9 protein-coding genes are annotated in these 12,315 nt (G+C 73.4%); all 9 read right to left on the bottom strand.

Annotated features, from left to right (window positions below; genetic code table 11):
* Nucleotides 1-33 precede the first annotated feature (33 nt).
* The 9 genes from ABEA15_RS24120 to ABEA15_RS24080 all read right to left on the bottom strand — a co-directional run bounded on the left by ABEA15_RS24120 (nucleotide 34) and on the right by ABEA15_RS24080 (nucleotide 11,832).
* Complete coding sequence (locus tag ABEA15_RS24120; RefSeq protein WP_345559294.1) at nucleotides 34-339, bottom strand: Dabb family protein; 306 nt, start codon at nucleotides 337-339, stop codon at nucleotides 34-36.
* 345 nt (nucleotides 340-684) lie between these two features.
* The gene (locus ABEA15_RS24115; protein WP_345559292.1) at nucleotides 685-1,461 is read right to left on the bottom strand and encodes a class I SAM-dependent methyltransferase; all 777 of its coding nucleotides are present in this window, start codon (nucleotides 1,459-1,461) and stop codon (nucleotides 685-687) included.
* 98 nt (nucleotides 1,462-1,559) lie between these two features.
* Nucleotides 1,560-1,829, bottom strand: a complete 270-nt coding sequence (locus tag ABEA15_RS24110; RefSeq protein ID WP_344142158.1) for a DUF6406 domain-containing protein — start codon at nucleotides 1,827-1,829, stop codon at nucleotides 1,560-1,562.
* 250 nt (nucleotides 1,830-2,079) lie between these two features.
* Nucleotides 2,080-3,189 carry a barbiturase gene (bar, locus tag ABEA15_RS24105; protein ID WP_345559290.1) on the bottom strand — a complete coding sequence of 370 codons (1,110 nt, stop codon included), beginning with the start codon at nucleotides 3,187-3,189 and terminating at the stop codon, nucleotides 2,080-2,082.
* Nucleotides 3,190-3,238: 49 nt separating this feature from the next.
* Complete coding sequence (locus tag ABEA15_RS24100; protein WP_345559288.1) at nucleotides 3,239-4,180, bottom strand: carbamate kinase; 942 nt, start codon at nucleotides 4,178-4,180, stop codon at nucleotides 3,239-3,241.
* On the bottom strand, nucleotides 4,177-6,108 hold the full coding sequence (locus ABEA15_RS24095) for a hydantoinase B/oxoprolinase family protein (RefSeq protein ID WP_345559286.1): 1,932 nt from the start codon (nucleotides 6,106-6,108) through the stop codon (nucleotides 4,177-4,179). Before ABEA15_RS24095 ends, ABEA15_RS24100 begins: the two co-directional genes overlap by 4 nt.
* On the bottom strand, nucleotides 6,105-8,237 hold the full coding sequence (locus ABEA15_RS24090; protein ID WP_345559284.1) for a hydantoinase/oxoprolinase family protein: 2,133 nt from the start codon (nucleotides 8,235-8,237) through the stop codon (nucleotides 6,105-6,107). The genes ABEA15_RS24095 and ABEA15_RS24090 overlap by 4 nt, the downstream gene beginning before the upstream one ends.
* A 537-nt stretch (nucleotides 8,238-8,774) precedes the next feature.
* Nucleotides 8,775-11,087 carry an accessory Sec system translocase SecA2 gene (gene secA2 / locus ABEA15_RS24085; protein ID WP_345559282.1) on the bottom strand — a complete coding sequence of 771 codons (2,313 nt, stop codon included), beginning with the start codon at nucleotides 11,085-11,087 and terminating at the stop codon, nucleotides 8,775-8,777.
* A 151-nt stretch (nucleotides 11,088-11,238) separates the two neighbouring features.
* Nucleotides 11,239-11,832 (bottom strand): GTP-binding protein, encoded by a 594-nt coding sequence (locus ABEA15_RS24080; RefSeq protein WP_344142164.1) that lies wholly within the window; start codon nucleotides 11,830-11,832, stop codon nucleotides 11,239-11,241.
* Nucleotides 11,833-12,315 lie beyond the last annotated feature (483 nt).

Here is a 12,315-nt window from a genome sequence, read left to right as displayed (position 1 = left end):
CCGCGGCCGCCCCGCCGGGCCGGCGCGTTCGGCTCAGCCGGCGCCGCCGGTGCGGATCTGCGCGGACGCCCGCTCGGCGAGCAGCGGGCGGATGACGCCCAGCGCCGCCTGGTGGTCGGGGTGGTCGCGGTAGGCGGCGTAGGCCTGCTCGTCGGCGACGTCGGCCACCACCGCGAAGTCGAAGGTGTCGGACCCGATCCCCAGGTCGGACCCGAAGGTGTAGGCGTCGAGCTCCGGGATCGCCTCAGGCAGCCGGGCGAGGACCTCCTCGACCTCGGCGACCTGGGCGGGCGTGGTGCCCTCGGACCAGCGGAACAGTGCGATATGCCGTAGTGCCATGGGGGTGAAGCTACTAGACGCCGGCGCTGCCCTCCGGCAACGGATCCGGCCCCAGGGGCGGGGGACAGCTCCTGGGGCCGGGCGAGGGGGGAATCGCGGACGCACGGCCTTCGGACTGTGCGGGTCGAAGGCGAGACCGTGCGGTGGGGCACCGCGTCGTTGACGACGGTATCCGGGGCCCGGTCACACCGACGGCCTGATCGCATAACCGGAATGTCTCGATCGCCGGGAGCCGATCTCCGCCTCCGACAGCCTCACGTGCCGTGATAAACCACGAGTAAACGACACCGAACGCACAGGCGTCGGCTGCCCCGGCGCCCGCCGCGCGGGGCACCGGGCGGGCTCTCAGCCCTTCAGCCGCGCCTTCCACACCTCCTCGCCGGGCCAGCTGCGCGCCCAGTCCGCCGAAAGGTAGGGGTAGTCGTAGCCGGCGTCCGCGGGCGCCTCGATCTCGATGAGGTCCTCGACCTCGAAGCCGCAGGAGTGCAGAAGCCGCAGCATGTCGCCGTGGGGCAGGGTGAACTCGACGGATCCGCCCCACTCCAGCCGGCGCAGGCCGAACTGCCGGCGCCGCAGGGCGGCTCCCGCCCGCCCCTCCTCCGGACGGCACCTCGCGAACAGCGGCGAGTACCGCAGGAACACCAGGCGGCCGCCCGGAGCCAGCAGACGCGCGGCCTCGGGGATCCAGCGGTGGGGATCGCACCACAGGGACGCGCCGTGCTCGCTGATCGCGAGGCCGAACACGCCGTCGCCGCACGGAACGTTCTCGGCGTCGCCCAGCACCAGCGGGAAGTCGATCCCGAACCTGCGCTGCATCCGGCGCGCAGTGTCCAGCTGCGCGGCCGAGACGTCCACCCCCACCGGCCGCGCGCCGGCCCGCGCCAGCCACGCCGATACATAGCCGGTGCCGCAGCCGAGCTCGACGGCGGCCGTTCCGGCCGGCTCGTCGGGCAGCAGCCGCAGCCGCGACTCGGGCACCGCCCAGTGGCCCCAGGCGGGCTCGGCGCGCGACCACTGGCCGGGGGCCAGGGTGGCGAAGTACGCGGCCGCGCCCTCGTCCCAGAAGGCGCGGTTGACGGCGACGTGCGGGGCGGGGGGTTCGGCGTGCGCGTCCGTCGGCATCGCACCATTGCACCCCGGAGCGCCGCCCGCCCACAACGCCTTTTCCGCGCGGGCGCCCGGCGCCGTTGCGGCTGCGGGTCCGGTGGAGCGGTCGCGGATCAGCCCACGCGGACCGCCGTGAGGTAGGCGTCCTCGCCATCGGCGTTGACGATGTCGGTGATGCGCCACGTCTGGCCGCCGACGCTGAACGTGTCGCCTCTGCGGACGTCGATCATGCCCTGCTCGCGCCATTCCTCCGGGCCGCCGAGCTTGGCCGCGGGCGATCCGTCGTCTTCGAGCCAGAACCGCCCGCCACCCACGGGGCCGCCGACGAAGCGGTCGTTGCGGCCGTAGGTGATCTTCTCTTCCGCACCGATCTCGTGCTCCACGTCCGACCGACTCCCGTCTGTGCGCGCCAGTCCGTTTTGCGCCCATGCCGAGGATAGGCGGGCCCGGGGAATGGTGCTCCGCCTTCAGGTATACCGAACCTTACTCCGCTCCGCGTGCAATTGCAGGAAGGCTCGATTCATCCGGGGCCCCGATTCTCCGTGCGCACGAATTCGCAATTGCCCGCCGGGCGCCCCGGACCACCGGATTCCGGTCGCGGTCGGGCGCGACCGGAATACGGTGTCGGAAACATCACGCTCCGAGATCGGCGATTGCCGCCGCGGTGCCTCCTCCCGACGGGCCCTGGTGGACCGCCGCGACCGAGACGAACACCGCGGGGTCGCCGGTCACCGCGGCGGCCACCCCGCCGACGGTGGCCTTGATCTGCCGGTGCCAGTGCACGTCGGAGTCGTCCAGCATGATGTTGCGCCGCCCGCGCACCCGACCGGAGGGATCGGCCTCGCACTTGAGGAACACGTTGACCAGCCGGTCACCCAGGTCGTCGGGGTGGGGGCGCTCGGGCAGGTCGATCCCCGCCGAGCGGACGGCCGACCAGATCCCGTCGGCGTCCAGTGCGTCGCGCATGACACCGTGGCCGGCGCGGTACCGGCCGCCCACGCCGCGTGCGTTGCCGACCACCACGATCTGGGCGCGGTCCAGCTCCACGCCCGAGGAACACGAGGCGACCGAGGAGTACAGCCCCAGGTCGGCGTGGATCTGCTCGGCCGCGGGCTCGTCGATCTCGCCCAGCGCGGTCGCGATGCCCAGCGCGGTGGTGGAGTTGGAGATGTCCATGGACTTCAGCGTGTCCTGGGTGACCACGTCGTGGCCGCGCGCCTTCGCGTCGTTGATGGTCTCCAGCACCAGCAGCGGCGTCTTGGTCTGCACGTAGTGCACGTCGGCCGGGTCGGCGACCCCCGCCTCGTCCATCGCCGCGCGGACACCCGCGGCGACCTTGCGCACCATGGCCGGGCGGCCGATGTCCTCGGGCAGGATCTCCTCGCTCATCGCGATCCCCACGACCAGCCGCGGCTTGTCGGTGGGCGCGTAGCGCCCCTCGGGCGCGCGGGCGAAGACGGTGGCGTGCGGGGAGAGCACGCCGTCGGTCCCGCCCGACCACACCAGCGGGATGCGCCGCACCTCCTCCTCGGCCCGCGAGCCCTTGCCCACGAGTACCTCGCGAAACGCCCGGTCGGCCAGGATGCGGGTGTAGTCGTTGACGCCGCCGTTGCCCTCGGTCTTGCCGATCACGGCCAGGACGTCGTCGGCGCGCACGACGCCGTCGTCGATCAGCCGGGCAAGCCCGGACGCGTCGGTGACGCTCTCGATCGCCACCTTGTGCACCTCGATGGGCGTGGGCATCTGGGTCCACCTCTCGTCTGCGGTTCTCACTGCTGATCAGGACGGCGGGTCATGGTTCGACGACGGTACCCGCCTGCCCGGCCGATCCGGCGGCGACACCGTCGAGTCCGGTGATGACGGCGCGCCGCCCGCCCGACTCCACGAACCGCACGGCCGCCTCGACCTTGGGCCCCATGCTGCCTTCGGCGAAGTGCCCGGCGGCGAGGTACCCGCGCAGCTCGGCGGCTGAGATGCGGCCGATGGGGCGCTCGCGGTCGGTACCGTAGTCCAGCACCGCGCAGGCCACGTCGGTGGCGACGACCAGCGTGTCCGCCGACAGCACGCAGGCCAGCAGCGCGGCCGTGCGGTCCTTGTCCAGCACCGCCTGCACTCCGTGCAGCGTCCCCGAGGCGTCGCGGACCACCGGAACTCCCCCGCCGCCGGCCGCGACCGGCACGACGCCGGCCTCCAGCAGCGCCCGAACGGCCGGGGCGTCGAGGATCTCGCAGGGCTGGGGCGAGGGCACCACGCGGCGCCATCCGCGCGCGCCGAAGTCGGCCCAGTCCTGGCCGAGCGCGGCGAAGCGGGCCGCTTCAGGCCCGGGCAGGTAGCGGCCCACCGGCTTGGCCGGGCGGTCGAAGGCGGGGTCGGCGGGGTCGACCAGGGTCCGGGTGACCACGGCGCTGACCGGCCGGGGCCGCCCGCGCCGGGCCAGCGCCGACTCCAGGGCGTCGGCGATGGTGAAGCCGATCGTCGCCTGGGTCTGGGCGCCGCACCAGTCCAGGGTCACCGGCGGCACCACGTCGGCGGCGAGCTCGTTCTTCACCAGCAGGTTGCCGACCTGGGGGCCGTTGCCGTGGGTCAGCACCACCTCGGTACCGCCGGCGACGAGGTCGGCGACGTGCTCCATGGCCGCGGTAAGGGCACTGCGCTGGTCGTCGGGGCGGGCGCTGCCGTCGGGTCCCGTCATGGCGTTGCCGCCCAAGGCGACCACGACTCGGGAGAGGCTCACAGGCGATCGACCTCCGCGCTCTTTGCGCCGCCGGACAGCAGGACGTATCCGGGGCCGCGGTCGAAGAAGGGGGCGTCGCCCGGCCGCGCGCTGCGCAGCCCGGCGCGCACCCGCTCCACCTCGGCCGGGTCGGCGCGGGGCGCGTCGTCAGGGCCGGTCACCGGCACGCCGTAGTCCTCGCGGGCGGCTCTGCGCGAGACCTTGCCGCAGCGCACGTCGGCCACGACCGCCTCGACACCGCGCTCCAGCGGGTCGCCCCAGCCCCCGCCGCCGGTGGTACGGATGCGCACCACCTCGCCGGCGCGCACCGGCTCGGCCTCCACCAGCCCGCCGGGCTCCCGCTCGCGGGGGCCGCCGGGGTCGATCGTCACCTGGAAGGGCGCCCCGGCGCGGCCGCCCTTGACACCCCAGCAGGACAGGATGGAGCGGTCGGCGATGGACATGAACGACGCGTCGCGCAGCATCCGGATGTGCTTCTCATAGCCCAGGCCGCCCCGGTAGCGGCCCGCCCCTCCGGAGTCGACGGCCAGGCCGAGCCGTTCGACGATGAACGGAAACCGCGACTCGGTGAACTCGGTGGGCAGGTTGCGGGAGTCGGGCACCACGTGGATTGTGTCCTCGCCGTCGGCGTAGTGGCGCCCGCCCGAGCCGCCGCCCAGGACCTCGCGCATCAGGTAGGGGCGGCCGTCGGCTCCGGTGCCGAAGACTCCGGTGTAGCGGATGGTCTCCTGGTCGGCCGGCATGTAGCCGTCCACGGCCTTGGCCAGGACGCCGGCGAGCACGCCCAGCAGGCGCAGGATGACGAACGTGCGCGCGTTGGTCGGTGCGGGGAAGACAGGGGTCAGCAGGGTGCCCTTCTCGGGGAAGCGCATCTCGATGAGCGGCACCACGCCCTCGTTGACGTCCAGCTCGGCCATCCGCTCCGGGGTCTCGGCCAGATTGCGCAGGACGGGCGCGAGCCACTTCTTCAGAAAGTTGCCGTCGGCGTAGTCGCCGCAGTGGTTGATCGGCCCTCGGGCCTGCGGCGACGTGCCGGCGAAGTCGATGATCAGCCGGTCCGGCACCTTGGTCAGGGTGATGCGCTGCCGGTGCAGGCGGGGTTCGTCGACGCCGTCGTGCTCGGCGTAGTCCTCCCACACGTAGGTGCCGTCGGGGATCTTGGCGAGGATCTCCCGCCGGTAGGTCTCGGTCGTGGCGTCCAGCACGGCGTCGAAGCACCGCTCGACGGCCGCGCGGCCGTAGCGGGCGAACAGGTCGGCGAGCCGGCGCGCCCCCATCAGGCAGGCCGAGCACTCGGCGTCGAGGTCGGCGGCCAGCGAGTCCGGCATCCGGGAGTTGCGCACCATAATGCGCAGCGCAGCGCGGTTGGGCACGCCCTGGTCCCACAGCTTGATCGGCGGGACCATCAGGCCCTCCTCGAACACCGAGGTGGCGTTGGGCGGCATGGAGCCGGGGCAGGCGCCGCCGATGTCGTCGTGGTGGCCGAAGGCCTGCACGAACGCCACCACCTCGGGACCCGCCCCGTCGTCGTGGAAGACCGGCACCGTGACGCACAGGTCGGGCAGGTGCCCGATCCCGCCTTCGGACTCGTAGACGTCGTTGTGGAAGAACACGTCGCCGGGGCGCATGGTCTCGGGCGGGAAGTCGCGCGCGACCGGGTGCACCAGCGCGGAGTAGGAGCGGCCGGTGAGCTTGCGCAGCCGCCGGTCGTGGATGCCCACCCGGAAGTCGTGGGCGTCGCGGATCATGGGCGAGCGCGAGGTGCGCGCGATCGCCGTCTCGACCTCCATCTCCACCGACGCGAGGGTGCCCTCGACGATCTCCGCCAGCACGGGGTCGGCGGGCGGGCGGCCGTCCGCCGCGGGGGCGGTGCCGACGGCGCGCGGCGCCTCCTGCGGCGGCGCGGGGCGGGCGGGGTCGCGGTTCAACGCTGGACCTCCTCGGCTGCGGGTGCGGGCTCGGCGGTGACGGCGATGCCGCCGTCGGGGTGCACGCGCGCGGTGAAGCCGGGATGCAGCGGCAGGGTCGACGCGTACTCCTCGATCACCGCGGGCCCGCGCACGGTGCTGCCCGGCGCGAGCGCGTCGCGAAAGTACACGGGGGTGCCGCGGTGTACGGCGCCGTCGAAGCACACGTCCCGCACGCCGGTCCGCGCGTCGCGCGCCCCGCCGGGGCCGGCGAGGCCGCGCGGTTCGGGCCGGCGGATGCGGCCGATGCCGGTGACCCGCAGGTTCACCCACTCGACCTGCTGCTCGGGGTTGTCGCGCAGGTCGTAGCCGTAGAGGTCGCGGTGGGCGGCGTGGAACGCGTCGGCGACGGCGTCGGCCGCGGCGGCGTCCAGCGGGTCGGCGGGGACGGGCACGCGCACCTCGTAGGCCTGGCCGAAGTAGCGCAGGTCGGCGCTGCGCTCCAGGCGCAGGCCGCCGACGCCGCCGGGGCCGCCTTCGCCGGCGAACCCCTCGGCCCGCAGGACCTCGGCGGCCTCGCCGGCCAACTCGGCGAAGACGGCCTCGGCCGCGCCCGGGTCGAGGTCGGCGTGGCGGGCCACGCGGGTGCGCACGTAGTCGTTGCGCACGTCCACGCTCAGCAGCCCGAACGCCGAGACGTTGGCGGGGTCGGGCGGCACGAACGCGCCCGCCGGGCCCAGGATGTCGAGCAGCGGGCACAGCAGCAGCGAGCCCGAGCCGCCGAAGGCCACCAGGTGGAAGTCGCGCACGTCCAGGCCGCGCTGGACGGTGACCTGGCGCAGCGCGTTGGCCTGGTTCCATGCGGAGATGCGCAGGATGCCCTCGGCCGTCTCCGCGGCGTCCATGCCGAGCTTGTCCCCCAGCGCCGCCACGGCGGCCTCCGCAGCGGTGACGTCCAGGGGCATCTCGCCGCCCAGCAGGTGCGGGGGGATGCGGCCGAGGGCGGCGTGGGCGTCGGTGACGGTGGGTTCGGCGCCGCCCCTGCCGTAGCAGGCCGGGCCGGGCTCGGCCCCCGCCGAGGCGGGGCCGACCTTGAGCGCGCCCTCCGGGGAGATCCGGGCGATGGAGCCGCCTCCGGCGCCGACGGTCACGACGTCGATCATCGGAATCTTGGAGGGGTAGCGGCCCACAGAGCCCTCCGTGGTCAGCCCCGGCTCGCCGTCGAGCACGACCGACACGTCGGTCGAGGTTCCGCCGCCGTCCAGGGTGAGGACGCGGTCGTAGCCGGCGCGCCCGGCCAGCAGCGCGGCGCCGAGCGCGCCGGCCGCCGGCCCCGACATCACCGTGCTGATGGGCTGGTGGACGACCTCGTCGGCCGAGAGCACCCCGCCGTTGGACTTCATCACCAGAAACGGGGGCCGTTCGCCGCCGGGCCCGGCGCCGGCCTCGGCCAGGCGCGCGCCGATGCCGCGGATGTAGCGGGTGACGCCGGGCTTGACGGCGGCGTCGACCAGGGTGGTCATGGAGCGCTCGTACTCGCGGTACTCGCGCAGCACGTCGGAGCTGATGGACACGGTCGCGCCGGGGTGCTCGGCGCGCAGGACCTCGCGCAGCCGCCGCTCGTGGGCGGGATCGGCGTAGGAGTGCAGCAGGCAGACGCCGATGGTGTCGACGCCGCGGTCGCGGAACCAGCGGGCGGCAGCGGCGGCCTGGCCCTCGTCGAGCGGGCGGATCTCGGCGCCGGTGTGGTCGAGCCGGCCGCCGACGGTGCGCACCAGGTCGGCGGGCACGATCCGGTCGGGCTTGACCCAGAAGTAGGAGTTGCCGTAGCCGTCGGGCACGGCCTGGCGGGCGATCTCCAGGATGAACTCGTAGCCCTCGGTGGTGATGAACCCGAGAGGGCCGGTTCTGCCCTCGAGCAGCAGGTTGGTGGCGACGGTCGTGCCGTGGCACAGCGCGCTGACCGCGGTCGGGGGCCCGAGCAGGTCCAGCACCTTGGCGACGCCGTTCATGAACCCGGCGGAGGGGTCGGCGGGAGTGGAGGGGGTCTTGGTCGCCAGCAGTTCGCCGGTGTCTTCGTCGAGGGCGACGACGTCGGTGAACGTGCCGCCCGTGTCGATGCCGATGCGGACCCTGCGCTGCCCTGCCATTCACCCGCCCCTGCGTGTCGGCCGACTCGCCGCGGCCGCCGCGGACGCGGGCCGCACTAGGGATTCAAACGGTCCGCGGCGATCGGTGAATCGGCAAGACCTGCCAACACCGGGACGGGACGTTGGTGACGCGGGGAGCCGGGGCCGGCGCGGCCGGTGTCCCCCATTTAGCCGGACTCGCCGTTGCCGGCGACGGCCGGCTCCCAGCGGGTGGGGTGCGGGCCGCCCACGCAGGCCTGGCCGTCGCGATTGCACGTGAACCGGCTCGGGTCGGTGTCCATGTACCCGACGATCGTGTCCGGGTCCGATTGGAAGGCGGCCTTCCCCGACCGACACGTACACCGGAGCGCCCACGACGTTGTTGCACCGCCGCTTGCCGCCGCTGTACCAAGTGCCCTGCCGCGGAAGCGTTCGTCCTCCCGATGCGCATGCCCCTCGAATAGGAAGGCTGCGGTCCTGTCCGGCGGCGTTTCCGGGGTCCGGGCCGCGCCCCGGCGCCGCCGTGTGCGGGCGCCGGGGCGGTGGGTCCGTGTCGCCTCAGGCGGTCTCGCCGGCGCCGGCGAGCTTGCCGCGGAAGCGGCCGACCACGGTCTCCAGCGCAGAGGAGAACGGGTGGTCGTGGACCATGTAGGTCCAGGTCATGGTCGGACGCTTGACGCCGACCTCGGCGACGTCGATCGTGCCGTTCTCGTCGACCTCGGTCTCGGCGAAGGTCTCGGCCGCGCGGGCGCGGGCCTCGTCCAAAAAGCCCTTGAACGCGGGGACGGCGTCGGCGTTGAACTCGTCCAGCGGGTCGCGCCGGCCCAGGAAGCGCAGGTGGATGCCCTCGCGCAGCTCGGCCAGGTACGCGTTGTGGTCGGTCCAGCCCCGGTCGAGGTGGTACAGGGTGATGAGCCGGGCGGCCCGGGCGGTCTCCTCGGCGCCGGCCTCCTCGACCAACTCGGCGTGGTGGGCCGGGCAGTCGACGCGGAGCTGGCGGTCGCCCAGGTCGTCGGCCAGCACCGCCTCGCGGTGCTCCAGCACGACGCTGCGCTGCACGTCGATCAGCTTGTTGTAGCGCCAGGTGTTGCGGTGCACCTCCAGCAGCTTGCCCTCGGAGACCCGCTGGGCGTGGTCGACCATGCGCAGCCAGCTGTCGTCGGTGATCGCGCCGTCGCCCTGGGCCTCGTATCCGCGGGTCTCGGGGGCGTTGTTGGCCACCAGGTCGTCCTCGACGGAGACGAAGTAGACCGAGGCGCCGGGGTCGCCCTGGCGCCCGGCGCGCCCGCGCAGCTGGTCGTCGAGGCGGCTGCTGGGGTAGCGGCCGTAGCCCATCACATACAGGCCGCCCTGCTCGACCACCCGGTCGCGGTCGGCCATGTCGCTGCCGCCCAGCCGGATGTCGGTGCCGCGCCCGGCCATCTGGGTGGAGACGGTGATGGCGCCGTAGGTGCCGGCCTCGGCGATGACGGCGGCCTCGTCGGCGTCGTTCTTGGCGTTGAGGACGACGCACTCCAGACCGTCGCCGGTCAGGCGCTTGGCCAGCAGCTCGGACTCGGCGACGTCCTGCGTGCCGACGAGGACGGGCCGGCCGGTGGCGTGCACCTCGGCGATCTCCTCGGCGAGGGCGTCCTCCTTCTCCTCGCGCGTGGCGTAGAGCCGGGTGCCCTCGTCCTCGCGGATGCAGGGCTTGTTGGGCGGGATGACCGCGACCTCGAGCTCGTAGAACTCCCGGAGCTGCTCGGCGACCGCCATGGCGGTGCCGGTCATGCCGCAGCGGGTCGGGTAGCGCAGCACGAGCGACTGCACGGTGAGGGAGTCCAGGACCTCTCCGGTGTCGGAGACGTCGACCCTCTCCTTGGCCTCGACCGCGGCCTGCAGGCCGTCGGGCCAGCGCTGCAGCAGCGCGATCCGCCCGCGCGACTCGTTGATCAGCCGCACCTCGCCGTCGCGGACGACGTAGTGCACGTCGCGCTGCAGCAGCGCGTGGGCGTGCAGGGCGAGGTTGACGCGCGGCAGGACGGAGGTGTCGTCCTCGTCGTAGAGGTCGACGCCGCCGAGCTCCTTCTCGCACTTGTCGATGCCGGCGTCGGTGAGCTGGACGTTGCGGCCCTCGGGGTCGATCTCGTAGTCGACGCCGGGGGTCAGGCCGCGGACGAGCTCGGCCATCTCGGCGTCGGCGCCGGCGGTCTCGGCCGCGCCCGCCAGCACCAGCGGCACGCGCGCCTCGTCGACCAGGACGGAGTCGGCCTCGTCGATGATGGCGATGTCGGGCGCGGGCACCACGCGCTCGTCGAGGTCGGTGACCATGCGGTCGCGCAGCACGTCGAAGCCCAGCTCGCTGACCGACGCGTAGGTGACGTCGGCGGAGTAGGCGGCGCGGCGCTCCTCGCGGGTGGACTCCTCGCCGATCCAGGAGACGGCGACGCCCAGCATGTCGTACAGGGGCGCCATCCACTCGGCGTCGCGGCGGGCGAGGTAGTCGTTGACGCTGAGGACGTGCGCGCGCTGACCGCGCAGCGCGAAGCCGGCGGCCGCGAGGGCGCCCGAGAGGGTCTTGCCCTCGCCGGTGGCCATCTCGGCGATGTGGCCGTCCAGCAGCGCCATGACGCCGAGGAGCTGCACGTCGTAGGGGCGTTCGTCGAGCGTCCGGCGAGCCGCCTCGCGGCCGACCGCGCACAGCTCGACGAGGTCGTGCCGGTCGTAGGGGAGGTCGGCGTTGCCGAGGTCGGTCGCCTTCTCCGTCAGCTCGGCGTCGCTGAGCTCGCGGAGGTCGGGCTCGCGGGCCTCGATCGATTCCAGAAGCTTCGTATAGGGGCGCAGGTCCACCGCTCCGGGCTTGCCCAGAAGTCGGCGGACGCTATCAGCCATTCGTCCGAACACCACGCAAGGGTAACGCCCACAGACCCCTCGTGGTTCCCTGTGGCGCCATTCATACGGGGCGGATGCGCGTCCGCGGCGCTCGGAGGGCCCGGCACACAGGGGCTTTCGCACGGCCGAACGCCTTCGCGGGCCTGCGCGCTCAGCGCACGAGCTGGCCCCGCTGCCCGTTGCGCTGCGCGGCCTCCATGGCGATGCCGTGCCGCACCAGCGCGGCCAGGACCTCGACCACCGAGTTCTTCTCGCGGGCGTCGCAGCGCACGATGGGGACCTCGGGGCTGAGGTCGAGCGCGTCGCGCAGGTCCTCCGTCGAGTGACCGGGGTCGCCGTCGAACGAGTTCAGCGCGACGAGGAAGGGCAACCGGTACTGCTTCTCGAAGTAGTCGAGGGCCTGGAAGGAGTCCTCCAGGCGTCTGGTGTCGACCAGGACGATCGCGCCCAGGGCGCCGCGCACCAGGTCGTCCCACATGAACCAGAACCGCTGCTGGCCGGGCGTACCGAAGAGGTACAGGGTCAGGTCGGTCTCCAGCGAGATGCGGCCGAAGTCCATGGCCACCGTCGTACTGGTCTTGTCGGGGGTGTGGGAGAGGTCGTCGATCCCCGCGCTGGCGGCCGTGACCGCCGCCTCCGTGCGCACGGGCGGGATCTCCGAGACGGCGCCGATGAAGGTCGTCTTCCCCACGCCGAAACCGCCGGCGACGATGATCTTCGTAGAGAGTTTCGGTGCTTCACTCACGTGGATCTCGGCTCCCTCGCGACGCTGGGGCAAAGCAGGATGTTCGTAGCGGAAGGCGTCAGACGATGCGAGAACGCCTGCGACTACGGAGATTGCGGCTCCTGGCGGTAGCTCTCGGACACCACGAAGTGAACCTAGCACCGCCCGGCGGCGTCCGGTGACCACTCGACTACGGCAGCAGGTCACGAGATCGCGACAACGTGCCGCAAAAGGCCCGAACGCCTTGTCGGCGGGGCGTTCCGCACCCGGGAGCCCGTGATCACGGACGTGCGCCGCCCGCGCTGCGGCCCGGCGCCGGAGCTCCCCGGCGCAGCACGGGTGACGCACGCAATACCCGCGGCACGCCCGGTGCCGCGGGGGTCACCGGGCCCGGCGCCCCGCCCATGCGCCCACGGCCACGCCCGCAAGCGCGGCCGCGGCGCCGAAGAGGGCGCCCCGCATGAACGCCGCGGCACCGTCGCCGCCCGTCGCGGCCGGGGCCGC

This window comes from Streptomonospora halophila (assembly GCF_039542725.1).
Taxonomy (GTDB): domain Bacteria; phylum Actinomycetota; class Actinomycetes; order Streptosporangiales; family Streptosporangiaceae; genus Streptomonospora; species Streptomonospora halophila.
Note: the sequence above shows the minus strand (reverse complement) of the source record. Positions and strands in the feature narration are given on the sequence as shown.